This window comes from Hyphomicrobiales bacterium (assembly GCA_002869065.1).
Taxonomy (GTDB): domain Bacteria; phylum Pseudomonadota; class Alphaproteobacteria; order Rhizobiales; family Rhodobiaceae; genus Rhodobium.
The window spans coordinates 71,964-85,942 of sequence record PKTR01000004.1; the positions used below are offsets into that span (position 1 = coordinate 71,964).

A 13,979-nucleotide genomic window follows, 5' to 3' on the forward strand; every position below is an offset into this window, starting at 1 on the left:
TCCGTCGGGGATCAAGCCGCCGCCGGTTTCAGCCAGACTTTGATGTCGTGGAAGGCAGGTCCGCCATAGGGCGCAATCGGGTCCGATCCGGTCAGGCAGTTGATGCCCCGCCCGTCGACAAAGGCCTCGCTCGGCCAGATGCTCTCGGACACCAGAACCCCTTGCTGCAGACCGTCAAACAACCGCGCATGCAGCCGCACGGTGCCGCGCATATTGCCGATCTCGACCAGATCGCCCTCGGCGATACCAAGCCGCTCCGCCGCACTCGGGTGGATCATCACCTCCGGCCGAACTTCGCGCGCGAGCGAGGTTTCCGTCTCGTTGAAGGTCGAGTTGAGGAAGTTCCGCGCCGGCGACGTCGTCAGCCGGAACGGATGCTCGTCGTCGGCCGCCTCGATCACCGGCCAGAAATCCGGCAGCGACGGCATCGCCTCGACCGGACCGAACGGTCCCGCCTTACACGGCGAATCAACCGTCGCCCAGTCGACGGCGAAACGATAGCGCCCGCTCGGCGTCGCAAAGCCATTGAGATAGTGCGATGTCTCGAAGTCCGGCTGCATGTCGATCCAGCGTTTTTCCTTCAACTCATCGTAAGAGCCGAGATCGGCCCGCTGGAGCATCCAGTCGATGTGCTCACGGGCCGACATAGCAAAGCCCGGATGCTCGGCGCCGACGCGTTTGGCAATCTCCGCGATGACATCGACATTCTCGCGCGCCTCGCCGGGCGCTTCGAGAAGCTTCGGGCCGAGCATGAAATACTGGTGCCCGCCGCCACGGTAGATATCGTCATGCTCGAGGAACATGGTCGCCGGCAGCACGATGTCGGCCATCCTGGCGGTTTCCGTCATCACCTGCTCGTGCACGCAGACGAACAGATCGTCGCGGAAAAACCCCTTGCGCACCTTGTTCTGGTCCGGTGCGACAAGCACCGGATTGGTGTTCTGCGTGAACACCGCCTTGACCGGAGGCCCGCCGAGCAGTGCTTCCGCCTCGCCGGTGAGGATCTCGCCCATGCGCGAATGATCGAGCGCACGCACCGAAGTGTCGAGCACATCGAGCCCTTCGACCATCGTCTTGTCGAGCTTGTAGAGCGCACCGTTGTTGTGAAATGCGCCGCCGCCCTCGTATTGCCAGAGCCCGGCGACCGTTGCGATCGACATTGCCGCATGCATGCTGACCACGCCGTTGCGCTGGCGAGTGAAGCCGTAACCGAGTCGCAGGAAGGTCTTGTTGGTGGTCCCGATCAGCCGCGCAAAGGTCTCGATCTCCTCCACGGAAAGCCCGGTGATCTCGGCCGCCCATTGCGGCGTACGCGTGGAGAGATGCGCTTCGAGCGCTTCCGTGCCTTCCGCGTAACGCTCGAGATAGGCTCGATCCGCATGGCCATCGCGGAACAGGATATGCATCACCGCGCAGGCGAGCGCGCCATCGGTGCCCGGCTTCAGGATCAGCGCCATGTCGGCCTGTTTCGCCGTCTCGGTACGGTAGACATCGACGACGACGATCTTCGCGCCCCGGTTTTTCCGCGCAGCCACTGCGTGCGTCATGACGTTGACCTGGGTGGCGACCGGATTGGTGCCCCAGATGACGACGCAGTCCGACTTCGCCATCTCGCGCGGGTCGGGACCGGCGAGCTTGCCGGTGCCGCCGACGAAGCCGGTGGTCGCCATGTTGGAACAGAAACTGTCGAACTGGCGGGAGTAACTCTTCGAATAGCGCAGCCGCTGCAGGGAATCCCGCTGCACCAGCCCCATCGTGCCGGCGTAATGCGTCGGCCACACCGCCTGCGCGCCGAACTCGGCCTCGACCTTGAGGAAATTCTCGGCAACGATATCGAGCGCGTCGTCCCAGGAGATTTCCGTGAACTGACCCGAACCCTTCGGCCCGGTACGCTTCAGCGGTTTCAGCACCCGCTTCGGATTGTAGAGACGCTCGGCATAGCGCGCGACTTTGGCGCAGATGACACCGGCCGTATAGGAGTTGTCCTTGGCGCCGCGAAGCCGGCCGATCCTGCCGTTCTCGTCGATTTCGACATCGAGAGCGCAGGTCGAGGGACAATCATGCGGACAGGTCGAGTGACCGATATGGAACGTCATCACCACCTCGTAGGCATTGAGCCGCGTGTCTTTAGCCCAAAACCGGTATCCACTTTTGGGAGACGCGCTTTGACTGAAAAACGCTGCGGGGCAAGCCGCCGGCCCGCCCCGATGTGGCGCAGAGCATAACCCGCCACGACGTCACAAAGAAGAACGTCGACCGCCGCGCCAAAAAGAAAACGGGCCAGCCCCGCGAGAGGCCGGCCCGTTCCGAATTCATTCGCAGAAAGAAACGTCAGCCGACGATTTCGGTCTGCGCGAAGAAGTATGCGATTTCTTCCGCGGCCGTGTCCGGGCCGTCCGAACCGTGCACCGAGTTCTCGCCGAGCGACTCGGCGAAATCCTTGCGGATGGTGCCCTCGGCGGCGTCGGCCGGATTGGTCGCGCCCATCACTTCGCGGTTCTTGGCAATGGCGTTCTCGCCTTCCAGAACCTGCACGATGGTCGGGCCGGAGCTCATGAATTCGCACAGTTCGTCGAAGAACGGGCGTTCCTTGTGCACGGCGTAGAAGCCTTCGGCGACGGCGCGGGTCATCCAGACCCGCTTCTGCGCCACGACGCGCAGGCCGGCGCTTTCCAGCCGGTCGACAATCTTGCCCGTGATGTTACGCTTGGTGGCATCGGGCTTAATCATGGAGAACGTGCGTTCGATCGCCATGGGATCCTTCCTTGTGTATCGAGAGGGTGTCGGTTGAATGTTGCGGCGACGTATAGCCGTGCCGCAACGCCCCGGCAAGCGGGCGTTTTCGCCGAAACGCTGAGCCTGCCTGCCGCCCCACCCCGCAATCCGCCGCCAGCTTTCCCCTTTTTGCCTAAAACAACAGCAGGAAAGCGCCCTTGGAACAGGCACGTTAACCATAACGAGCGGTTAAAGACGCTGAATTCGCGCCATTTTGTCCCAGTGGAATTGCAGAAATCCGTCATTCCAATAGAATAAATCCTGCGGCGACTTGCCGGGCGACATCGGGTGAGGCGGAACGATGAAGAAATTTTTCTTAATGCAGGCGCAATACAATGCCTGGGCCAACGGCATCATTTACGAGGCCAGTGCGGAACTTTCCGAAGAAGAGTATCACCGCGACATTGGCGCGTATTTCCGTTCCGTTCACGGCACACTGAACCACATGTACGCCGCAGACATGGTCTGGCTGGCGCGGTTCAGTAATGAGGGCGAGATCCTCACCTCCGTCGACGATATCCTGTTCGAGGACCTCGCCGACCTGCGCGAGGCCCGCGTCGTGCTCGACGAACGCATCCTGTCGCTGGTGCAGCAGATGACCGACGTCGACTTCGAGCGGCCGATCCTGTTCCGCACCACGCGGCGACCGGTACTGGTCGAAAAGCCGCTGTTGGCTGCCATGGCGCACTTCTTTACCCACCATGCGCACCATCGTGGCCAGATCCACGCCTTCCTGCGCCAGCTTGGCTACAAGCCGGCGCCGATCGACATGATCCACTTCCAGGAAGACATCGGCGTCGGCGTGGCGGCCGCCTGACCCCTTCTCAGTGCAGCAGACCGAAGGCGGGCCAAAAGCCCGCCTTTTTTGTGTCCGCAACCATGCACGTGACGAGAGTCTTGAAAGCCAAAAGCCGACTCTTGATATTCGGAACTGGATTCAAGACTCCGAAAACCGGACTCTTGAATCTCAAGGATCGATCGTGACGCGCCGCTGTTCGAGCAGCCGGCCGTCCTGCCGGAAATCGACCAGAGCGCCGCGCAACGCATGATGCGGCGGCAGCGTCGCGGTCGCCATCAGCGGCTTCAGCGCCATGGTACACATCTCGCCATGGGCGCCGATTTCGACGATCACCGGCGCGTAGCCGCTCTGCATCACCGGCTTGATCTCGACGCTTTCGATCCGATAGCAGCCGTTCGGCGCCAGATAGGTGGCTTCCAGCCGGTAGGAACCGCCCGGCTGCTGAACGATCCTGTCGCCCTCACCAGCGAGCGCCGGCCCGGCCATGATCAGGATCGACAGAGCGGCGGCGAAACAGGCGGACATCCTTGGAGCCATACGACAGAGCCCTCCATTCTCATTCTGCGACGACCGTAGCGGCGCAGCGTTGCGAAAAGCTCTACACGGCCGACAGGGCGAAATCACGGCCGCCCGCCCTCACCCATTCACCACAGCAATGCAAAAACGGCGCAACCGCGCGTTTCTGATCTTGCACGCGGCGTCAGGATCGGCCACCAAGCATCCATGTTGCGCATCACCGATCTCACCTACCGGCTCAGCGAACGCACCCTGTTCGACAAAGCGTCCCTGACGATCCCCGACGGCATGAAGGTCGGGCTCGTCGGCCGCAACGGCACGGGCAAGACCACCCTGTTCCGCCTGATCTGCAGCGAGATCGCGCCCGAAAGCGGCGAGATCGAGATGCCGCGCGCGGCAAAACTCGGCCGCGTCGCGCAAGAGGCCCCCGGCGGACCGGACCGGCTGATCGACTGGGTGCTTGCCGCCGACAGCGAACGCACCTCGCTTCTCGCCGAAGCCGAGACCGCCGACGATCCGCACCGCATCGCTGAAATCCACACCCGCCTCGCCGACATCGATGCGCACGCGGCGGAATCCCGCGCCGCCACCATCCTTGCCGGTCTCGGCTTCGACAACGACGCCCAGCAGCGCCCCTGCTCCGACTTTTCGGGCGGCTGGCGCATGCGCGTCGCGCTCGCCTCCGTGCTGTTCTGCGAGCCGGACCTTCTCCTGCTCGATGAACCGACCAACTATCTCGACCTCGAAGGCACTCTGTGGCTGGAGAACTACCTCTCCCGCTACCCGAAGACCGTCGTACTCATCAGCCACGACCGCGACCTCTTGAATAGCGCCGTCGACCACATCGCCCATCTGGAGCACGGCAAGCTCACCATCTACCGCGGCGGCTACGACCAGTTCGACCGTCAGCGCCGAGAACAGCTCGTGCTGCAGCAAAAGGCGAAGGAAAAACAGGACGTTCAGCGCGCCCACCTGCAGGCCTTCGTCGACCGTTTCCGCGCCAAGGCGACCAAGGCCCGCCAGGCCCAGTCGCGCCTCAAGATGCTGGAAAAGATGACGCCGATCGCCGCCGTCATCGAAGACCACATGCAGCCGATCTCCTTCCCGGAACCGACGACGCGGCTCGCCCCACCGATCCTCGCCTTCGACAAGGTCGCGGTCGGCTACGAGCCGGGCAAGCCGATCCTGTCACGCGTGTCGCTGCGCATCGACCATGACGACCGCATCGCCCTGCTCGGCCAGAACGGCAACGGCAAGTCGACGCTCGCCAAGCTGATCTCCGGCCGTCTCGAGGCCGAGGCAGGATCGATCACCCGCGCGCCGAAGCTCGACGTCGCCTTCTTCGCCCAGCACCAGCTCGACGAATTGAAGCCGGAACAGTCGGCGGTCGCCCATGTTCGCGCGCTGATGCCGAACGAGGCGGAAGCCAAGGTGCGATCTCGCGTCGCCCGTTTCGGCCTGCCGACCGACCGCATGGAAACGCCGGCGCGCGATCTGTCCGGCGGTGAAAAGGCCCGCCTGCTGCTCGGCCTCGCCACCTTCCACGGGCCGAACCTGCTGGTGCTCGACGAACCGACCAACCATCTCGACATCGATGCCCGCGAGGCGCTTGTGCAGGCGCTCGCCGCCTATGACGGCGCCGTCATCGTCATCAGCCACGACCGCCATCTGGTCGAAACCTCAGCCGACCGGCTGTGGCTCGTCGCCGACGGCACCGTCTCGCCCTTCGATGGCGACATGGAGGATTACCGTCGCCTCGTTCTGCGCCGCGGCGCCCCTGCAAATGACACGGCAAAATCCGATGATGACGGGAAAGGTTCGGCGCAGGATCGCCGCCGCGCCGCCGCGGCCCGCCGCAAGGAAATGGCACCGCTTCGCAAGCAGATCCAGGATGCCGAAAAGCGCATCGAAAAGCTGAACGCAGAACTCGAAAAGCTCGACGCGCAACTCGCCGACCCCGCGCTTTTCACCTCCGACGCCGCCAAGGGCGCAGCGCTTTCCAAGAAGCGTTCGGACACGGCCGCCGAAATCGCCAGCACGGAAGAATCCTGGCTCGAAATGTCGGCGGAGTACGAAGAAGCAACAGCCGAATAGGCGTATTCTTGTGCACCCTGCGGGAAAGCACTCGAGCGCGTCCGCCGCCACAGGGTTAATCAGATATTTATTTGAAACATAAAAACAATTTCCAAATATAAATGGATTTGAAACCACGTTAGAACAGCCGAAATTTACAACTTTATCTTATCGTCAGCGCCAATCGGTGGGAAAGACAGACCGAAGGGACGTCAGACGACATGGAATCGACAGCTTCCGCGCGGCTCGATCAGGCTGAAGAACGGCTTCAGCCGCTCATTCTCGATCTCGATCACACGGTGATCAACACCGACCTGCTCTACGAGTCGGTGGTTGTCTTCCTACGCCGCGAACCCTGGCAGTTCTACAAGCTCGGCCTGTGGCTGATGAAGGGCAAGGCGCATCTGAAAGAGCAGCTCTCGCGTCGCGTCGAACTCGACATCGAGCATCTGCCGCTCAATGACGACCTCATCACCTATGCCCGCTGGGAGGCGGAAAACGGCCGGCCGATCCATCTGGCGACCGCGTCGCACGAGTCGATTGCCCATCGCATCGCCGAGCGCCTCGATTTCATCGACGAGGTGCACGCCTCGACCGGCACGGTGAACCTGAAATCGGCGACCAAGGCGGCGCACCTGAAGGAGCGCTTCCCCGAAGGCTTCCAGTATGCCGGCGACAGCATGGCGGACGTCCCCGTGTTCGCCGCCGCCAGCCAGGCGATCCTCGTTCACCCGAGCGAGCGCATGGAGCGCGCGGCCAAGGCGACCGCCGACGTCAAGACCGTCTTCCCGCGTGAGAAACCAACGCTGAAATTCGGCGTGAAGGTGCTGCGCCTGCATCAATGGGCAAAGAACGCGCTGCTCTTCGTGCCGCTCATCCTCGGAGGTCTGTCGCTCGACCCGACCGCCTGGATGGCCGCCTTCGCCGGCTTCATCGCTCTCGGCATGATGGCGTCCGCCACCTATCTCATCAACGATTTGTGGGACCTCGACGCCGACCGCGCCCACTGGTCGAAGAAGTTCCGTCCGCTGGCCAGTGGCCGTCTCGGAATTACCACCGCACTCGGGCTGATACCGCTCGGTATCGGCGGATCGCTGGCACTGGGCGCCGCGATCGGCGGCGATGTCGTGCTCGCGCTGCTGGTCTATCTGGCGGCGACACTCACCTACTCGCTCTATCTCAAGCGCGTCCCGTTCCTCGACACGGCGATGCTGGCGAGCCTCTTCACCCTCAGGCTCGGCCTCGGCGTCGTACTTGTCGACGTACCGCCCTCGCCCTGGCTGTTCGTCTTCTCGATGTTCCTGTTCCTGTCGCTGTCGCTCGCCAAGCGCTACACCGAGGTGATCCGCAACGGCCACAAGGGCAAGAGCAAGACCATCCACGGCCGCGGCTATACCGAAGGTGATGATCCCGTGCTGATGGCGTTCGGCTCGGCCAGCGGTGTCGCCGCCGTGCTCGTCATGGTGCTATATCTGACCAATGAGGCCTTCAACGCGACCTTCTACTCGATGCCCGTCGCTCTGTGGGGTCTTCCGGTTGTGCTGTTCCTGTGGCTTGGCCGCATCTGGCTGATGTGCCAGCGCCAGCTGCTCGACGACGACCCGGTTGTGTTCGCGGTCAAGGACCGCCCGAGCCTCGCGCTCGGCGGCATCATGGGCCTGTTTTTCATCTTTGCCTGGCTCGGAGGTCAGATCGGCTGATGCAAGCGGCAAGCACCCTGATCGCCCGGTACAACACCAGCCCCGAGCTGCAGCAGATCGTCCGCTTTCTCTTTGCCGGCGGCTTCGCGGCCGCCGTCAACTGGCTGATCCGCATCGGCCTTTCGTTCTTCATGCCGTTCTGGCTGGCGGTGCTGCTTGCCTACATGATCGGCATGAGCGTCGGCTACACGCTCTACAGCCGCTTCGTCTTCCAGGGCCCGCGCAACGACGCCAAGAAGGCGCACACCCGCATCGTGCATTTCCTGTCGGTGAATGCCTTCTCCGCCGTCATCGTGCTCGGCCTGTCGCTGGCGCTCGCGTATCTGTTGACGATGGTGCTGCCGCTGTTCTTCGCCGAAGCGATCGCCCACGGCATCGCCATCTTCTGCGGCGCCGTCACCAATTATATCGGCCACAAGGTGATTACGTTCGATTGAGCGGAAATCCGGACGGAAACCCGTCAACGGCTAGCCAGCCTGACCGGCCAGCACGGCGAGCACATCCGCACCCTTGACGTCCTTCGGCAATTTGAAGAAGTCGCCCTCGAGTTCGAGCGCATCCTCCAGCTTGACGTGATAGTCCCGGCGCGGCACTTCGAGCGCGCCGAAGCGCATCAGGTGCTCGGTGACGAACTGCGTGTCGAGCAGCCGGAAGCCGCCGGCCTTCAGCCGCGCGACGAGATGCACCAGCGCCACTTTGGAGGCATCGCGTTCGCGCGAGAACATACTTTCGCCGAAAAACGCGCCGCCGAGCCGGATGCCGTAGAGCCCGCCGACCAGCTTGCCATCCCGCCACGCCTCAACGGTATGGCAGCGTCCGATGCGGAACAATTCTCCGTAGAGCCGGCGAATGCGCTGGTTGATCCAGGTCTTTCGCCGCCCGGGTCCCGGCGCCGCGCAGCCCTCGATCACGCCGGAGAAATCGCTGTCGATGCGGACCTCGAACACATCCTGCCGGACCGTGCGCTGCAAGCGTTTGGAGACATGGAAGCGGTCGAGCGGAACCACCCCGCGCATCTCCGGCTCGATCCAATAGAGACCCGGATCGTCAGCCGATTCCGCCATCGGGAAGATGCCGCAGGCATAGGCCTTCAGCAGGACCTGCGGCGTGATTTCAAGAAGAATGTCGTCAGCGCCCGCCATGATCGGCCGTCGCTTCCCCCCTGCTCATCGGTCTTTTGGCTGGCTCCACAGAAGACCCGGCATTTGCCGGATCAATTCTCGGCCTTGTTTTCCGCCAGGAACTTCTCAAGCCAGTGAATGTCATAGGCGCCATCGGCCATGTCCGGATGCTCCACCAGCCGGCGGAACAGCGGGATGGTCGAGCGCACACCGTCGACGACGAACTCGTCGAGACAGCGGCGCAGACGCATCATGCATTCGACGCGGTTACGCCCGTGCACGATCAGCTTGCCGATCAGGCTGTCGTAATAGGGCGGGATCACATAGCCCTGATAGACACCGGAATCGACGCGCACACCGAGACCACCCGGCGGGTGGTAATAGGTGATCATGCCGGGCGACGGCGTGAAGGTCTGCGGATCCTCGGCATTGATCCGGCATTCGATCGCATGCCCGTTCACGACGATGTCTTCCTGACGGATGGTCAGCGGCGCGCCGGCTGCAATGCGGATCTGCTCGTTGACCAGATCGATGCGGGTGATGCTCTCCGTTACCGGATGCTCGACCTGCAGGCGCGTGTTCATTTCGATGAAATAGAACTCGCCGTCCTCGTAGAGGAATTCGACCGTACCGACGCCGCGATACTTCAGCTTGCGCATCGCGGCCGCGACCGTCGCACCGATCTCGACCCGCTGCGCCTCGTTGAGCGCCGGCGACGGCGCCTCTTCCCAGACCTTCTGGTGGCGCCGTTGCAGCGAGCAGTCGCGCTCGCCGAGATGGATGGCGTTGCCCCGCCCGTCGCCGAGCACCTGAATTTCGATGTGGCGCGGCTTGGCGAGATATTTCTCGATATAAACCGCATCGTCGCCGAACGCCGCGCGGGCTTCCGCGCGTGCCGTCGAGAACGCGATGTCGAGGTCTTCCGCCGTCATCGCGACCTTCATGCCGCGCCCGCCGCCACCGGCAGCAGCCTTGATCAGCACCGGATAGCCGATCTCCGCGGCAACCTTGCGCGCCCGCGACAGCGTCGTGACTTCGCCGTCCGACCCCGGAACAACCGGAATGCCGAGCTTTTCCGCCGTCTGCTTGGCTTCGATCTTGTCGCCCATGATGCGGACATGCTCCGCCGTCGGGCCGATGAAGGTGATGTTGTGCGCTTCGAGGATCTCGGCGAAACGAGCATTCTCAGACAGGAAGCCGTAGCCCGGATGCACCGCGTCCGCACCGGTGATCTCGCAGGCAGCCATCACCTGCGGAATGTTGAGGTAGCTCTCGTGAACCGCCGGCGGCCCGATGCAGACGCTTTCGTCGGCAAGCCGGACATGCATGGCGTCGCCATCGGCGGTCGAGTGCACCGCCACGGTCGAGATGCCGAGCTCCTTGCAGGCGCGAAGTATCCGCAGGGCGATTTCGCCGCGATTGGCAATCAGGATCTTGGAAAACATCGGCGCATCCGCCTTCATTCGAGGATGACCAGCGGCTCGCCGTACTCGACCGGCTGACCGTCCTCGACGAGGATCTTCTTGACCGTGCCGGCACGCGGCGCCGGGATCTGGTTCATGGTTTTCATCGCTTCGACGATCAACAGCGTCGCGCCTTCGGCAACGTGGTCTCCGACCTCGACGAAGGTCTTTGCGCCCGGTTCCGGCGAGCGATAGGCGGTGCCGACCATAGGCGAGAGAACCGCATCGGGGTTCTGCGCGTGGTCGGCTTCGCCGCTGGCCGCCGCGGGAGCCGCGGCCTTGGCAGGCGCAGCAGCAGGCGCCGCCACGGACGCCGTCACGGTGATATTGCGCGCGACGCGGATGCGCAGGTCGTCCTGCTCGATCTCGATTTCGGAGAGATCGGTCTCGACCAGAAGTCCGGCGAGTTCGCGGATAAGATCCTGATCGATCGTTGATTTCTTGTTGGACATGCCTCTCGATCCGTCAGTATTGCGCTCAGCCTGCGCCGCGGCTTCGCCGCTGACAAAGGGCCTCGATCGCATTCACGTTACGAAGCAGTCCCGGCCCGCACGATCCTTCGTGCGCCGGGCACCGCTCTAGCTCAGCAGATCGGCCAGGGCGCGAAGGGCAAGAGGATAGCCGTTCGGCCCAAGACCGCAGATGACACCGCGCGCGACCGGCGAAATATAGGAATGATGCCGAAACGCTTCGCGGGCGAAAATATTCGATATGTGTACCTCGATGACCGGCAACCCGGCCGAGCGGATGGCGTCATGAAGCGCCACGGATGTGTGGGTATATGCGCCAGGATTGATCACGAGTCCTTGCGCGGAATCACCGGCCTCCTGCACCCAGTCGACCAACTCGCCCTCATGGTTGCTTTGCCGGAAAGTGACGGAAAGCCCGAGCGCGCCGGCAGCCTCATGACACATCGCCTCGATGTCCGCCAGCGTCGTCGCGCCATAGACATCGGGTTCACGGGTGCCGAGCCGATTGAGATTGGGACCGTTCAGAACGAAGACTGGTTTCGCCATGCATCAACCTGTTGCGCGGAATCGCTCGCGACCCGCTAAGACCGTCGTTTCTTATAGGCGTCTGCCGTGGCAAAAAAAAGGGCTCGACACGCCATCATGCCGCATTTGCGGGCGGGAAAACGCCGCGCAGCAACGTTGCAAGTCCCCGTTCGCACACAAAAAAGGCGCGCCGGAGATAACCGGCGCGCCCTTTGTCAAACCTGATCACGGGGTCAGGACCCGTCGGCTGCCCCTAGCAGGAGGTCTCGCCGCAGGCGCGGATCGACTTGATCTTCGACTTGAGCTGATCATAGCCGACGGCGCCGACAAGAACCTCGTTGCCGACCACGTAGGACGGCGTACCGGTCAGGCCGAGATCGTTGGCCATCGCATAGACCTCTTCGATGGTCGCGCTGACTTCGTCGCTTTCCATGTTCTTCGTGACAGCATCGATGTCGAGCCCGGCCTTTTCAGCCGCCTTGAGGCTCGCGGCACGGTCCGCGCGGCCTTTCATCGTCAGCATTTCCTGATGGAACGCGGCGTACTTCGCCTCATCCGTCATCTTCACCGCAATCGCCACCTGCGCGGCTTCCGCCGAGCCCTGGCCGAGAACCGGGAACTCCTTCAGTACAATGCGCAGATTGCTGTCTTCATGCAGCAGCCGCACCATGTCCTTGAAGGCGCGCTTGCAGTAGCCGCAATTGTAGTCGAAGAACTCGACCAGCGTGACATCGCCCTTCGGATTTCCGAGCACGACCTGACGGGTCGAATTGAACAGCAGGTCGGAATTCTTCGAGATGGTCGCGGCGCGCTCGGCATCTTCCGCGTCGGCGCGCTTCTTTTGCAGGGCGGCAATCGCCTCCTCGATCACTTCCGGGTTGCTGACGAGATAGTCGCGGATGATCGTCTCGAATTCCGAGCGCTGCTCGGGCGTGACCGATTGCGCGGACGCGGCCGGCACACCGATGGCGAAGACAGCAAACGCCACGGCAGCGGCGCGCAGAACGTGAATCATGAATTCTCCTCCAGAAAGCGGCAGAGGCCGCATCATTGGCTCGTGATCCGGGTTATAGGTCACCATTGCGCCCACCAAAAGGCATTACGGGCGAGCGCGCTTCACTTTCGCTTGAGACAAAAGCGCCCGACAAACCCCTAAACCCGTTGTGCGCCACGCGCTTTGCCGACTTGCGGCCCCGCTGCTCTAGATTGCCGTCGCCTGATCGGCTAGACCGACAGCGAACGACGGAGCACCTCCGGGAACAGCCCCGCCCATGCCTACCCGCCGCCGAAAGGACAGATCATGACCACACCGCCAGGCCCTTCCCGGCGCAGCAATGTCGACGCGTTTCTGGCCATGGATGTGCTCGCGGAGGCCAACCGTCGCGAAGCCGCCGGCGAAAAGATTATCCACATGGAGGTCGGCCAGCCCGGCGCGCCTGCCCCGAAAATGGTGCTCGATGCCGCCCGCGAAGTGCTCAACCACGGCCGCCTGCGCTACACCGAAGCACTCGGCATCATCGAGTTGCGGGAGCGTATTTCGCGGCACTACCGCGACACCTACGACGTTGACGTTCCCGCAGAGCGTATTGTCATCACGACCGGCTCGTCGGCGGGCTTCAACCTCGCCTTCCTCGCCGGCTTCGATGCGGGCGACCGTGTCGCCCTGCCCGCACCCGGCTATCCGGCCTACCGCAACATCCTCTCCGCGCTCGGGCTCGAATGCGTCGAGATCGAAACGACGGCGAAGACCCGCTGGGCGCTGACGCCGGAAATGATCGCCGAGGAACACGCGAAAAAACCGCTGAAGGGCGTGCTGATCGCGAGCCCCGCCAACCCGACCGGCACCATGATGCAGGGCCCCGCGCTGTCGGCGCTTATCGACGCCTGCCACGATCTCGGTATCTGGTTCATTTCCGACGAGATCTATCACGGCCTCGTCTATGAGGGAAAAGCAGAGACCGCGCTGACCTTTTCCGACGACGCCATCGTCATCAACTCGTTCTCGAAATACTACTGCATGACCGGCTGGCGTGTCGGCTGGATGGTTGTGCCCGAACGGCTGATCCGCCCGATCGAGCGGCTCGGACAGAATCTCTACATCTCTGTGCCGGAGCTGTCGCAACGCGCCGCAATCGCCGCCTTCGATGCCACCGAGGAGCTTGAGGAGATCAAGGCGGTCTATGCGCGCAACCGCGCCATGCTGCTGGAGCGCCTGCCGCAGATAGGCTTCGACGACCTGCTGCCGGTCGATGGCGCGTTCTACGTCTATGCGGATATCCGCCGCTTCTCCAACGATTCGACCGATTTCGCCAAGAAGATGCTGGCCGAGGCCGGCGTCGCGGCGACCCCCGGCCCCGATTTCGATCTCGACCGAGGCCACCGCTATATCCGGTTTTCCTTTGCCGGCAACACCGACGACATCGCCGAGGGCATCGACCGCCTTGCTGGCTGGCTGAAAGCGGACTGAACGTAAATAGCGCGAATATTCAACCGGTTGCGCCCGTTTTACGACTCATTTTGTGAAGCCCTGACAGAAA

The 13,979-nt window shown here is 62.9% G+C and carries 13 protein-coding genes; 5 read left to right on the top strand and 8 right to left on the bottom strand.

Going from position 1 to position 13,979, the window contains the following annotated elements:
- Positions 1 to 11: 11 nt before the first annotated feature.
- Both C0606_12820 and C0606_12825 read right to left on the bottom strand, forming a co-directional pair.
- Positions 12 to 2,096: a dehydrogenase gene (locus C0606_12820; GenBank protein PLX36701.1), complete on the bottom strand. Its 2,085-nt coding sequence runs from the start codon at positions 2,094 to 2,096 to the stop codon at positions 12 to 14.
- Between the two features lie 235 nt (positions 2,097 to 2,331).
- Positions 2,332 to 2,754, bottom strand: coding sequence for a nucleoside-diphosphate kinase (locus tag C0606_12825; GenBank protein ID PLX36702.1), 423 nt, complete (start codon positions 2,752 to 2,754; stop codon positions 2,332 to 2,334).
- 322 nt (positions 2,755 to 3,076) lie between these two features.
- Between C0606_12825 and C0606_12830 the strand changes: the two genes are divergently transcribed.
- Positions 3,077 to 3,592: a damage-inducible protein DinB gene (locus C0606_12830; GenBank protein ID PLX36703.1), complete on the top strand. Its 516-nt coding sequence runs from the start codon at positions 3,077 to 3,079 to the stop codon at positions 3,590 to 3,592.
- A gap of 150 nt (positions 3,593 to 3,742) precedes the next feature.
- On the opposite strand, the gene C0606_12835 is transcribed toward C0606_12830, so the two are convergent.
- Positions 3,743 to 4,099 carry a hypothetical protein gene (locus C0606_12835; GenBank protein PLX36704.1) on the bottom strand — a complete coding sequence of 119 codons (357 nt, stop codon included), beginning with the start codon at positions 4,097 to 4,099 and terminating at the stop codon, positions 3,743 to 3,745.
- 198 nt (positions 4,100 to 4,297) lie between these two features.
- Between C0606_12835 and C0606_12840 the strand changes: the two genes are divergently transcribed.
- From C0606_12840 to C0606_12850, 3 genes are all read left to right on the top strand, one after another.
- Positions 4,298 to 6,184, top strand: coding sequence for a glycosyl transferase family 1 (locus C0606_12840; protein PLX36705.1), 1,887 nt, complete (start codon positions 4,298 to 4,300; stop codon positions 6,182 to 6,184).
- 200 nt (positions 6,185 to 6,384) lie between these two features.
- Positions 6,385 to 7,863, top strand: coding sequence for a prenyltransferase (locus C0606_12845; GenBank protein ID PLX36706.1), 1,479 nt, complete (start codon positions 6,385 to 6,387; stop codon positions 7,861 to 7,863).
- Positions 7,863 to 8,300 carry a GtrA family protein gene (locus tag C0606_12850; protein ID PLX36707.1) on the top strand — a complete coding sequence of 146 codons (438 nt, stop codon included), beginning with the start codon at positions 7,863 to 7,865 and terminating at the stop codon, positions 8,298 to 8,300. The genes C0606_12845 and C0606_12850 overlap by 1 nt, the downstream gene beginning before the upstream one ends.
- Positions 8,301 to 8,330: 30 nt before the next feature.
- On the opposite strand, the gene C0606_12855 is transcribed toward C0606_12850, so the two are convergent.
- The 5 genes from C0606_12855 to C0606_12875 all read right to left on the bottom strand — a co-directional run bounded on the left by C0606_12855 (position 8,331) and on the right by C0606_12875 (position 12,457).
- On the bottom strand, positions 8,331 to 9,005 hold the full coding sequence (locus C0606_12855) for a leucyl/phenylalanyl-tRNA--protein transferase (GenBank protein PLX36708.1): 675 nt from the start codon (positions 9,003 to 9,005) through the stop codon (positions 8,331 to 8,333).
- A gap of 71 nt (positions 9,006 to 9,076) precedes the next feature.
- Positions 9,077 to 10,429, bottom strand: a complete 1,353-nt coding sequence (gene accC / locus C0606_12860) for an acetyl-CoA carboxylase biotin carboxylase subunit (GenBank protein ID PLX36924.1) — start codon at positions 10,427 to 10,429, stop codon at positions 9,077 to 9,079.
- 14 nt (positions 10,430 to 10,443) lie between these two features.
- The gene (locus C0606_12865; protein ID PLX36709.1) at positions 10,444 to 10,899 is read right to left on the bottom strand and encodes an acetyl-CoA carboxylase biotin carboxyl carrier protein; all 456 of its coding nucleotides are present in this window, start codon (positions 10,897 to 10,899) and stop codon (positions 10,444 to 10,446) included.
- A 126-nt stretch (positions 10,900 to 11,025) separates the two neighbouring features.
- Positions 11,026 to 11,463: a type II 3-dehydroquinate dehydratase gene (aroQ, locus tag C0606_12870; protein ID PLX36710.1), complete on the bottom strand. Its 438-nt coding sequence runs from the start codon at positions 11,461 to 11,463 to the stop codon at positions 11,026 to 11,028.
- A 232-nt stretch (positions 11,464 to 11,695) separates the two neighbouring features.
- Positions 11,696 to 12,457 carry a disulfide bond formation protein DsbA gene (locus tag C0606_12875; protein ID PLX36711.1) on the bottom strand — a complete coding sequence of 254 codons (762 nt, stop codon included), beginning with the start codon at positions 12,455 to 12,457 and terminating at the stop codon, positions 11,696 to 11,698.
- Positions 12,458 to 12,742: 285 nt separating this feature from the next.
- On the opposite strand from C0606_12875, the gene C0606_12880 reads away from it, so the two are divergent.
- Positions 12,743 to 13,909, top strand: coding sequence for a 1-aminocyclopropane-1-carboxylate deaminase (locus tag C0606_12880; protein PLX36712.1), 1,167 nt, complete (start codon positions 12,743 to 12,745; stop codon positions 13,907 to 13,909).
- Positions 13,910 to 13,979: the final 70 nt, after the last annotated feature.